The sequence below is a fragment of the Alteromonas sp. ABE4_545 genome (assembly GCF_056161325.1).
On sequence record NZ_JBSWYY010000014.1, the window covers coordinates 96,783 to 107,216 of the forward strand.

The 10,434-nt window shown below is 39.6% G+C and carries 11 protein-coding genes; 5 read left to right on the plus strand and 6 right to left on the minus strand.

Annotation, left to right across the window (positions count from 1 at the left end):
• Nucleotides 1–54 precede the first annotated feature (54 nt).
• Complete coding sequence (locus ACXAH6_RS13540; RefSeq protein WP_474877623.1) at nt 55–1,350, plus strand: HNH endonuclease; 1,296 nt, start codon at nt 55–57, stop codon at nt 1,348–1,350.
• Between the two features lie 120 nt (nt 1,351–1,470).
• On the opposite strand, the gene ACXAH6_RS13545 is transcribed toward ACXAH6_RS13540, so the two are convergent.
• Together ACXAH6_RS13545 and ACXAH6_RS13550 are read right to left on the minus strand one after the other, a co-directional pair.
• Nucleotides 1,471–2,058, minus strand: a complete 588-nt coding sequence (locus tag ACXAH6_RS13545) for a hypothetical protein (protein ID WP_474877625.1) — start codon at nt 2,056–2,058, stop codon at nt 1,471–1,473.
• A 75-nt stretch (nt 2,059–2,133) separates the two neighbouring features.
• Nucleotides 2,134–2,673 carry a hypothetical protein gene (locus ACXAH6_RS13550; protein WP_474877626.1) on the minus strand — a complete coding sequence of 180 codons (540 nt, stop codon included), beginning with the start codon at nt 2,671–2,673 and terminating at the stop codon, nt 2,134–2,136.
• Nucleotides 2,674–3,082: 409 nt separating this feature from the next.
• Here ACXAH6_RS13550 and ACXAH6_RS13555 point away from each other — a divergent pair, with 409 nt between their 5' ends.
• A complete protein-coding gene (locus ACXAH6_RS13555; protein ID WP_474877628.1) occupies nt 3,083–3,652 on the plus strand; it encodes a tyrosine-type recombinase/integrase in 570 nt (189 codons plus the stop codon).
• Nucleotides 3,649–3,852, plus strand: a complete 204-nt coding sequence (locus tag ACXAH6_RS13560; RefSeq protein WP_474877630.1) for a hypothetical protein — start codon at nt 3,649–3,651, stop codon at nt 3,850–3,852. The genes ACXAH6_RS13555 and ACXAH6_RS13560 overlap by 4 nt, the downstream gene beginning before the upstream one ends.
• A 9-nt stretch (nt 3,853–3,861) precedes the next feature.
• Here ACXAH6_RS13560 and ACXAH6_RS13565 read toward each other — a convergent pair whose 3' ends face one another.
• The gene (locus ACXAH6_RS13565; RefSeq protein ID WP_474877631.1) at nt 3,862–5,049 is read right to left on the minus strand and encodes a flagellin N-terminal helical domain-containing protein; all 1,188 of its coding nucleotides are present in this window, start codon (nt 5,047–5,049) and stop codon (nt 3,862–3,864) included.
• Between the two features lie 103 nt (nt 5,050–5,152).
• The gene (locus ACXAH6_RS13570; protein WP_474877633.1) at nt 5,153–6,766 is read right to left on the minus strand and encodes an ATP-binding protein; all 1,614 of its coding nucleotides are present in this window, start codon (nt 6,764–6,766) and stop codon (nt 5,153–5,155) included.
• Between ACXAH6_RS13570 and ACXAH6_RS13575 the strand changes: the two genes are divergently transcribed.
• A complete protein-coding gene (locus tag ACXAH6_RS13575) occupies nt 6,750–7,406 on the plus strand; it encodes a response regulator (protein ID WP_474877635.1) in 657 nt (218 codons plus the stop codon). The two genes, ACXAH6_RS13570 and ACXAH6_RS13575, sit on opposite strands and share 17 nt — an antisense overlap.
• 313 nt (nt 7,407–7,719) lie before the next feature.
• On the opposite strand, the gene ACXAH6_RS13580 is transcribed toward ACXAH6_RS13575, so the two are convergent.
• Together ACXAH6_RS13580 and ACXAH6_RS13585 are read right to left on the minus strand one after the other, a co-directional pair.
• Nucleotides 7,720–8,205, minus strand: coding sequence for a hypothetical protein (locus ACXAH6_RS13580; protein ID WP_474877636.1), 486 nt, complete (start codon nt 8,203–8,205; stop codon nt 7,720–7,722).
• A 96-nt stretch (nt 8,206–8,301) separates the two neighbouring features.
• The gene (locus ACXAH6_RS13585; RefSeq protein WP_474877638.1) at nt 8,302–9,684 is read right to left on the minus strand and encodes a tyrosine-type recombinase/integrase; all 1,383 of its coding nucleotides are present in this window, start codon (nt 9,682–9,684) and stop codon (nt 8,302–8,304) included.
• Nucleotides 9,685–9,843: 159 nt separating this feature from the next.
• Between ACXAH6_RS13585 and tnpA the strand changes: the two genes are divergently transcribed.
• A complete protein-coding gene (tnpA, locus tag ACXAH6_RS13590) occupies nt 9,844–10,278 on the plus strand; it encodes an IS200/IS605 family transposase (protein WP_474877639.1) in 435 nt (144 codons plus the stop codon).
• Nucleotides 10,279–10,434: the final 156 nt, after the last annotated feature.

Sequence of the window (10,434 nt, forward strand, 5' to 3'; positions counted from 1 at the left end):
ATAAGTTATGTGCTTGATATCATTTCTGCGAGTATACAAACTTGCAGAGATGAAATGGACTACAATCGTATCGCTAAGCCGTTCCCCAGTTACAAATGGAAGTGGGGCGCACAGACTCTAACTGAAAGTTTAAATGTCCCAGAGATTTACTTTGGATGTCTAAACGTTTTATATCAAAACCAAGGATTACCAGCAAATAGCCAAGAAGTTGAAGATGCTCTTCAAGTCGTTCAAGAAGATCTTAATGAGTTAAGGGAAGGAACGCGACCTTTAAACTTAGCAAGAGGAAGGGAGCGAAATCTCTTTAGAAATTCTGGGCAGTACTGGAAGTTAACTGGGCTACTTGAATCTACTTCACCAGAGATCGTTTTAACTGAACTCGGAAAAGGATACGCTTCGGGTCAAATTACTCGTAGTGAATTCGCTTCTTATGTTGTTAAAAACTTTGAATTACCTAATGTTAATACTCAAACATCCACTGAAGTATCAAGTTGGGTAGCGAGGGGGTTAAATTTTAAACCGCTTGAGATAATACTAAGCGTAATACTTTCCCTTTATCGCCATTCTCGTTCAAGCGGTTATATTACTACTGAAGAACTTCTGCACGTTGTGATTCCTATGACAGGAAATAAGTTCAATGTTGAAGAAATTACAAATGGAGTCCAGAGTTATAGACAAAATAAAAGTCAGTTCTCGGGCTCATGGGTTGCAACCGATGGTGAAAACGATCATAGGATTGCCAGAGAATTTTTACTTTTCTTGCACTTCTATGACTTTTTAGGTAGACGACCTACTCAAGATACTGGTGTCAGAGAGACAAATTCAAATCAAGAATTCTTCATTTATGAAGAGCAAGCTGTCGAGATAGAGTCTTTAATTGACTTGGACATATCTGCACCTTCAGTTGCAACTAACGATGATACAACTGAAATAGAAAAAGCTATATTCATTGATGAAAGTACTCAAGTAATAGATGCTGCGCGAGAGCGAAAATTTGTAGAGGTATTATCAAGACCAAATCAAGCTAAATTCCGAAAGCAAGTTCTTGAGGCTGGAAATTTCACTTGTGTCCTTTCGAAAACAAAAGTCAAAGAGGCTTTGCAGGCATGCCATATTATACCTGTAAAAAGTAAGGGAACAGACGTAGTATCTAATGGTATTGTACTCCGAGCTGATTTACATACACTTTTTGACAAAGGCCACATTCGTATTTTTGCTGATGGTAGTGTTAGGCTTTCCGCTTATCTTGCGCGAGACGGTTACTATAAAAATTCTATCCCTACCAAGATAGAAATTCCAAGTTATGTAAGTATTGAAGCAATAAATATGCGCAATGAATATTCAATGTAGCAATCATAGAAAAGTGTTTAGTTAATATTCAGTTTTTCTCATCTACAATGCTATTTCTACAGAGTTTTGCCTATGCGAAAATAAATTAAAGCATAGGCAATTTCTTCTACGCTGTATATATTACTTTAAGTTATTCAGAGTAACTAAGAACTGTGAAGCAAAATGCCTTACTTTGGGTTCTAGCTGATTATACTTCTCTTCGAGTTTGGTTAGCTTTTGACCCACTTTGTAATTAGGTAGAACTTTGGCGAGTCGTTTAGAAACTATACCATTATCGTGTTTTATACAGTTGTTGATTAAACGAAGCTCAGTAAAATATTTGTGCCCACTTACATGTTCCAAATCAAAAGGAAGGTTTCTAAGTAACTTTTCCATAGACGAACGCTTTCCTTCTAGAGCGTTTGGAATTTTTTTCAAGACATGATCTTTTAATAGAGACTCAGTTTCAACGTATAAAAAACTTATACAAAGCTCATTAACAGTGACTCTAATGGCTTTATATTTGCTGAGAAGTGATTGGTATTCCTCAAAATCTATTTGATCACACAGTGAGTTCTCAGTGTAATCAAGTGGATTTAATTCGTCTTCAAGGTTACGAATTAGTTTATCTGTGTGACTTTTTACAGCTTCTCTTATTACTTTAATTCCTGATGTATCCAGTATCATTTCAGATGCGAACAAATGTTCTCTTACTTTTTTCAGCGACATGATAATTCCTACAATTTTTTTAAGAAAAAGTACTGCTGATATTGGATCTGCTATCAGCAGTAACTAATTAGCCAATCAAGCTTGGTTATCTAATTCTCTCTTTTGCAGTGTTTTGTAGTAATCTAGTTGGTGTATTAACCAATAATCCAGTGTGCTGATTTCACTGCCAACTTCAAACTGCAGTCGTGCATTTCTAACACCAGTATCACTGAAAATCGCGTATTTTTGGGGTCGATAAAAACATAAAGCTCGGTTTTCATAATTTCCGTTATAGCCTTGGCAGGCAATGACGGAGAAACCATTTTTATTGCCACAGCGATAGATTGCAGATGCAAGCTCGACCAAATCTGAGTCGACTACATCTCTAGATGGTTTTAAAAATAGTAACCCATCACCTATATAAGAATCGTTCATACTGAGTCTTTGAGCAGAGAAAACGCTGCTATCCATTAGCTCTCTGATAGGATCTAACTTAGTGAGTCTAGTCTTTGAGCCCATTAAGAAACCATGTGCACTTGGTTGCCTTTTCACAAGATGAGAATCACGGATTACATTTTCGACACGATCTTCTTGACGAAGTCCGTAAAACAGATGGTTTGTTAACACATTTGACATAAACGCCTCCAAGCTCGCTTTCGCATAGCGAGCAAAATTAAGTTAAGCAACGATAAAGTTGCACTAAATTTTGTTACTTGTTGGGAGGACTTTGCTGCAGGTAACCTTCAATCATGATATTGCCATGCCAGGTTACACATCTCGATATTCAAGTAACACGTTCAAGTTATCATAAGCACAATAGTAAATCAACAAAATCAATCTTTATTTTTTTTCTAATCTAAAAAATCCATACATATATGCAGGTCAGACCACTTGTAAATGTAACTTTTTACATAAAACATTATATTCTTGCTCTACCCCTTGCCATTACTGCGCTCAAAAATCACTCAACCTTTCCTAGCGGCGAAGATCATAAGGAAATACACTTAACAGTAACAAAAGGTTATATTTTTCTGGTGGTTACGATATGAAACAAGCATTGGTACTAAATGAGAGTGAATTTAGAAGGGTAATAGCTATTGTCCGCAATGGACACCATGCTGCTCGAAATGAAGTAGCCCTATGTTTAAGTTATTGGGCTGGATTACGGGTGTGTGAAATTGCCTCACTAACAATAGGTGACGTCTACGAACAGGATGGTAAAGCCCGCACTTGCGTTGCACTTACTAACAAACAAACCAAAGGCAATCAGGGGCGTCAGATCATTTTAAGCAATAGGTTAAAGCGATTGCTTGAACAATACCGCTCACGCATCACACATATTGATACAGGTAAGCCGCTAATACCATCCCAAAAAAGCGGCAAGCACTTCTCTGCTAACAGTTTATGCCAGTTGTTTGGTCGAATATATCAACGTACTGGTATAGCAGGGGCTAGTTCGCATAGTGGTAGGCGTACATTCATTACTAAGCTAGCCAACCGCTCAGTCAACGCAAAAGTTATTATGTCGTTAGCTGGGCATAAGCACCTTGGCACGACACAGCGATATATAGAAGTAAATCAGCAGCAACTAGTGGATGCGGTGAATGTTATATGAAGAAGCAGAGCAAGCTTGCGAACCTACTAGATCAGCTTGAGGATTGCTTGAACAATCAACGCCACATAACTGAAAAGGTTGATTTCGAAAAACGTCTTGCCTTGCTTAGTCGCTTTACCCATTTGCTGGAAGAAGAGCAAGACTTTGTATTGTGCGCTAAGCTCGCTTTCAATCAGCAATTACCTTGGCAAAGAATGTAATTTAAATACTTAGTTTTGCAGTAATGTTAATGCAATTTGTGGGCGGGTGTTTGCTTGAGCTAAAACAGATGTTGCTGCTTGTTGGATAATTTGATGTTTGGTGAGATTTGCCGTTTCCAAGGCGTAATCGGTATCTGTAATCTGGCTTCTGGCTGCAGATGTTTTTTCTTCGATGTTTGATAAGCTTCTCAATGTGGCTCTAAATCTATTTTCTAAAGCCCCCATTTCTGCCCTAATGCCTGCAACAGAAGATAACGCGCCATCTAAAACACCTAAAACATCAGATTCATTTTTCGATGAGTGTATGCCTATCGCTGATGTGCCTATTGTGCCCACCCCCGAGTTAGTACCATAATCAGCAACAGAAATCCTCACGTTATCAGGAATACTCGGACCATTATCGTCATATATGGTACTACCCAAACTTCGAAATGCATTTACACCCGAAAGCCGCCCCAACTCTTCCGCGACATGTTCTGCTGCATCCGTTAAAGAAGTGCCGACTGAGACATCAATAGCACTATATGTTTTACCATGATCGGTAGAAACTAATATATGGACAGGCTTAGTTAGAGGGTTTCCTGCATAAAGATTTAATATGGGGCTGGGTGCAAGATTAGCCATAGAAATAGGCTCACGTTCAAAACTAGAGACTATAATTCCGGACTTTGTTAAATCTATATTGGATAATCCTAAAGAAGATCCGATAAAATCATTAAAGCTCACAGCGATATTTTGACCAGCATTAGCCCCAACTAAGAATTGTCGGCTATAAGATCCATCCAATAAATTAATGCCCGCGAACTGGGTAGTTTCGTTTATACGGTTAATTTCAGAGAGTAAACCTTGCACCTCAGCATCCAACGCTTCTTTGTCGGCAATTGAATTTATTCCGCTCTGAGATTGAACAGCTAGTTGGCGTATACGTTGCAGTGCTCGTGTGGTTTCTTTAAGGGCACTCTCAGCGGTTTGAACAACAGAAATTCCATGATTAGCATTTTTTGTCGCCTCCTTTAAGCCCATAACTTGGCTAGTCATGCGATCGCTGATCTGCAATCCCGCAGCGTCGTCGGCAGCACTATTGATTCTAAAGCCGGAAGATAAGCGCTGAAATGATTTATCTAGGCTACTATTTGAGTTAAACAGCTGTCTTGTAGCATTCAGGCTGGATGTGTTGGTATTGACGAACAGGCTCACTACAGTCCCTTGCAATGGACATAACTTTAAAAAGCCTACTGCCAGTCACAACAACTATCATGCAGATTAGTAGCATAAAAACTAAGAAAAATTCTTAGTTGCCCTATACTTTGGGAATTTGAATATTGATGACCGTGCGATCTCCCTCGCAATGAGCCGTGAAATGTCCCCCTAGCATATTCGTTCTGTCCTGCATAGATTGCAGCCCAAGCCCAGACTGGATTGTTGTTGGATTAAAGCCCTTACCATTATCTTTAATTGACAACAGCCATGCCTGTTCATTTTCTCTTAGCTCGACAATACATTTGGAAGCGGCACTGTGTTTAATAACGTTGTTTATGGCTTCCTGTGTTATGCGGAACAACTCTGTTGCCACTTCCTTGTCTGGCTCGTTGGATAGATTAACGTTAGGAATATATTCAATACTGTTTTTATTCAGCAGGGAACAGAACTTATCGCCTTTAAGTACGTCAACAATACCCACGTCCTCAAGCTCCTTGGGTTTTAATTGAAATAGTATCTGATACACACTGGTATATATCTGATCTATCTGTATTTTTAGCGACTGTAGAAATTCGTTAGGAATGCCTAACTTTTCGCCCATTTTGACTTCGGTTTTTAAGCCGATAATAGACTGTCCAACGTCATCGTGTAGCTCCTGTGCAAGCCTGTCGCGTTCTTTCTCTGTAGCAGTGGATAATTGTTGTGTTAAGCGCTTAATATCAGCGTTGGTGCGCTCCAGCGCTACTACACTTTCACCTAACTTTTTTGTTTTATCCTGTATCGCTTCAAAAGCACTTCCCGTTAGTAAACCGCTAATGGCAAGTGCTAATACATAGATTTGCAAGTCCCAAAAATCCACGGCTTGCGGCTGCAAAATAACCAGCGCAATACATGCGCCAAGCAGTGACAGCATAGCCCCTTGTAAGTTGTAAATTAAAATAAGGACTGGAACCGAGAGTAAGGTTAGTAGCTTGAATAAGTAGAATGGATTGGACGTATTGGTGATCCAGTTAAATAGTTCACAGCTACTAACCAAAAAGCTAATAAGTATCAATAGTGCAATCGCTCTGGCTACAAGCGACCTTGTGCTACTGACATGAGTAAGAATAAACGCAACAGACAATACGATACAGCAGCCAATGAAATCGCCAATCCAATACCCTATAGTAAGTTCCGCTACCTGCAACTTACTAAATTCTGGTTCGATGAAATAGATTAGGGCTCTTAAAAAGCTCTGCATAAACGTGGTTGCAAGCACGATGGCAATCAACCACCAGTTATCTTGCAGTGAATAGCGAGATAAGTGTCGGGCACGAATAAAAAGCACCCCGCTCATTGTGACCAGGGGGGGAATAATACGGAGCGGGTCGAGTACTTCATCCAGATACAGGGCAAAAGTGTCTATGAACACACCATGATGAAGCCACATAGTAAAGAATAGATGAATCGTATATTCGCCTAACAGAAGACTGGGCCAATACTTTTTGTCTGTATACCAATAAGCAAGTAAACGAACGCCAGCTGGTAAGTACCAACTCGTCGTGTCATCAATCGCCTCCATGTTGCGAGATAAAAAATAACTTCCGACAATCGCGAATCCAAAAATGACACAGCAAACGAGTTGTTTTAAGCTAGCGATTAGCAAAGAATTATTGCTACCCGCATTACGGAAAGGTGACATACTAGGACGCGTGAGTTTGGATAGAAACAACATAAAAATTCTGCTGGTTGATGATCATGAAATTGTGCGACGAGGCTTCAAAGCCTTAATTAACGCAGAAGAACACTTAGAGGTTTGCGCTGAGGCGTCAACTGTATCTGAGGCAAAAAGTACGTTAACTGAATTAGAATTTGATTTAGTAATCACAGACTTATCACTCCCTGACGGCAACGGCTCAGATATATTACGCTTTATATCCTTACATGAGCTAGCAGCAAAATCTATTGTGTTTAGCATATATGACCGCGAGCCCCATATATCAGAAGCAATTAATGCCGGTGCAAATGGTTATCTTTCAAAGCGCACTGCGGCAGACGATATTGCTACAGCCATCAATGAAGTGGTAAACGGCAACTCGTTTTTGAGTCCTGATGTACTTATCAATCTAAGCAATAATATTAAGGGACGAAAAAGCACCAATTTAGATTCGCTTACCACCCGTGAACGTGAAATATTCCTGTTATTAGCGAAAGGCAAGCTGGTTAAAGAAGTCGCCAAAGAGCTGGATATTATGACGAAAACGGCGCATTCACACCGTCGTAATATCTTTGAAAAGCTCAACTGCACCAGTAGCTTCGAGCTCACCCAATTAGCCCTAAGAACAGGCCTGATTGAAAGTGAGGATTTGGTCTAAACCAATTGGCCTGCCCTATCGGGGCGTTTTGTTTTTCTGCTTTTTTTTCCCATCATATTTCTTGTTCGGTTTTATTATTTCATCCATTGTGAAGTACATATCAATATCCTTATCATTATGTTTTTATTGCTAATTATGCTCTACTGTCTTGAGTGTTTACCTTTCTTTAAGCATTACTAACCTATTAAAGTACTGAATCCCTTCAGTCTAAAATTCTCTCTTTTTAACCATCTCAGTAGTGCTGTATGACAACAAACTTACGGAAATCGATTTTCAGCTGAATCCTTTCAGCTGTCCGGCAGATTCCCTTATCTCATATATTTAGGTCGATAACCCGCTTGCATGCATAAATGGCGTCTGTATCTGTGTTTTTAACATGCTTAAAACAATAATCTATCCAGCCTGCAGATTCGGTAATTAAGGTAACATGGTTAAAGTCACCTCCACATCGTGTGTCTTTCCATATGCCCTTAAGGTAATTGCCAACTAAACCTGCATATTTTGGATCATCGAATGCAACCGCCATGTGGATATGTGGGTGTCCACTTTTTTCTTCTCTAACGGCATAAATATCAGTGCTGAGCTTTTTTCTAAACCAGTTTTTACCGTAGACGAAATCGTTCAGTTTACAGTGCAAGTAATTTAGATCTTCTTTGACTTTTTTGTCCGTTTTAAACTTGCCTAGTCGTTTGAAATCTAACTTTGATGGATCAGTGGTCAAAGTAACCGCTAACATAGCTTTTCCTACCCCAAGCTTTTCAAACCACTCAGCCCCAACCTCGCGAATATTGCTATTCATAAGCTTCCTAAATCGTTGTTTAAACGTATTTAGCGAAGAGACTAAGCAAAGGAGTGAAAGCTTGTTGAGGTGTTATATAAGTATTTGAATATCTGTTTATTTTATTATTACTGATGCCTGTGTCTGACTGTCGGCTATCTCTAGTAAACTATCGCTTAATGAGCTGTCAGGTTGAGCCGATAGTTCTTCGATGTGCATTTCTGGTACGAGGTGTTTGTACGTTTTTTCGATGATAGCCGCGCTGTTGCCACATTGTGTTGCGAGCACATGTATATTGCGCTTTTCTCTCAATTGCCACGTTATATAAGTGTGTCTCAGCGAATATAATCTGCGCTCACCGTATTTACTTTTTTTAAGCTTTGCATACTCCAATAGGTTTGTGAAAGCTTTGCTGAGTTGCTTTGTTTGTGTTCCATCCTGTAAACGAAATATCAGATCGTTTTTCTTGCTGTTTGGGAAAGTTTTCCGTAATCGATTGATGGCATGGACTGCTCCGGCTTGACATACTACAGTTCTTGGACCAGTGTGTTTTATGGTTTTACCAGAGGTTATTGTCGCGAGAAGATATGTATTCTTACCTTTTCTGACCTCTTTTAAGTCACCCCATGTTAAATTATCAATTTCTTCGCCTGGTCGCATGCCTGTGTATACAGCGAAGAAAATATATTCATAGAGCAGCTCTCTTATTAAACGTGACTTTTTTGTATGGGCTCTTGGTATCCACTGAGACATCGCCAAAATCAATTGAGAGAATTCATCTTGTGTAAACGCGGTGACTCTTTTCCCGTCTTCACCTGTGTTGGCAAGCTTAGGTATCTCTAAGGGCGACATCCAGCCTCTTAGTGAAGCCTCTTCAAATACCCTATTCAGTGCGACATTATGCTGGGTCACTGTACTTTTTTTCGGTCTCCGTCCCAGCTTCTCCTGACGCCAAGAATCAAAACTTAACAGTAGTTCTCTGTTGATTGAAGTGATTTTATATCTTTCGAAGAAGGGAATGTAATAGTTGTTTAGGATAGAGATATATTGATTATAGTTGTCTTTACCAGTGCCAGCTGCAAGTTCATCTTCCATTCGTGTAATTGCAAGCTCTGCAACATGACTGAACTTTCTTGATTCTGTAGGAATGCCGTGCTTATGCTTTAATTTGGCTTCAAAATAAAGCTCCCGCGCTTTCTCCGCAGCTTTTTGCTTATCCCTAAGCTTAGTGGACTGTGAGATCCATTTGCTTGGCTTAACGCTGTAGCGAGCGTACCAGCGAGTACTATTATCTTGCAAATAGATATATAAGTGTTCGCTGATATCTAGACGATCTATTTGTTTGGTCATTGGATTAGTGTAAAACTTGGTGGGCAAATTTGCAAAGTTTTTGCAAAGTTTGAAATCGTAATTATAAATTAATGATATTAAAGAATTTTTAGTGAGTTTTACTTTTGAAAATCCGCGTGTCCCTGGTTCGATCCCGGGTCGAGGCACCATTATTCCGAAAGCCCTGCACGAAAGTGCGGGGCTTTTTTGTTTTCAGCCCTAAACCACCTACTTCAGTAGGTGGTTATCATTAGTGGTAGGGCTTTGCCCGTATACCTACCCATGTTAAATCTCCCTTTGATTTTTAGCGAAGTCAAAAAGGAAATTAACATGAGTAGATACGAGCAAGCATCGCACGTGTTTTGGCGATGTCAATATCACATAGTTTGGACGCCGAAATATCGGTTTAGGGTATTGAAGAATAAACTAGGCAAAGATGTTTATAGATGTATTCACGTTTATTGTAAACAACTCGGTTGTATAGTAATGGAGTTGAATGTGCAAATAGACCATGTACATTTGGTTGTAAAAATCCCTCCGAAGCTATCCATATCGAACTTAATGGGAGCTTTAAAGGGAAAAATAGCACTGAAGCTATTTAGTAAATATCCGCATTTGAGAAAGAATAAGATGTGGGGCAATCATTTTTGGCAGAGAGGTTACTTCGTTGATTCAGTTGGGATAAACGAAGAGATCATAAGACGATATGTTCGTCACCAAGAGAAAGTTGAAAGACAAGAGCAAGCTCAGCTCGCCCTTGAATAGAAGGCCCCCTTTTAGGGGGTTAACACAAAGCCACCTTCTTTAGAAGGTGGCAGATTGATGATAAACCCCTCTTTTTTCAGAGGGGTTTATTTTTTCTAGCAGCCGAAGGCTGCGATCGCGATATTTTTTATAGCAGCTTTATTGTTCGAGTGTTGG